This window comes from Sphingobacterium micropteri, assembly GCF_014692515.1.
GTDB lineage: Bacteria > Bacteroidota > Bacteroidia > Sphingobacteriales > Sphingobacteriaceae > Sphingobacterium > Sphingobacterium micropteri.
Genome location: NZ_JACOIK010000037.1, coordinates 1 through 599, shown reverse-complemented (window position 1 = coordinate 599; position 599 = coordinate 1). Strand labels below are relative to the sequence as shown.

Here is a 599-nt window from a genome sequence, read left to right as displayed (position 1 = left end):
ACGTGGTAGTCTCCCACGGCCCTGTAAGGAAGCCTTATCTCGTGGCAGGTTTCGCACTTAGATGCTTTCAGCGCTTATCCTGACCGCACGTAGCTACCCAGCAGTACACCTGGCGGCATAACTGGTTCACCAGAGGTGCGTCCAGCCCGGTCCTCTCGTACTAAGGCCAGACCCACTCAAACTTCCAACGCCCACAACAGATAGGGACCGAACTGTCTCGCGACGTTCTGAACCCAGCTCGCGTGCCACTTTAATGGGCGAACAGCCCAACCCTTGGGACCTTCTCCAGCCCCAGGATGTGACGAGCCGACATCGAGGTGCCAAACCTCCCCGTCGATATGAGCTCTTGGGGGAGATCAGCCTGTTATCCCCAGAGTACCTTTTATCCTTTGAGCGATGGCCCTTCCATGCGGAACCACCGGATCACTATGTCCGTCTTTCGACCCTGATCGACTTGTTGGTCTCACAGTCAAGCAAGCTTTTGCCATTGCACTCCGCGTACGGTTACCAAGCGTACTGAGCTTACCTTTGAAAGCCTCCGTTACCTTTTTGGAGGCGACCACCCCAGTCAAACTACCCACCAAACAATGTCCCCGGCA

1 rRNA gene is annotated in these 599 nt (G+C 55.8%); it reads right to left on the bottom strand.

Annotated features, from left to right (window positions below):
* Positions 1-599: ribosomal RNA gene (locus H8B06_RS20505) — 23S ribosomal RNA — on the bottom strand; the annotation flags it as partial.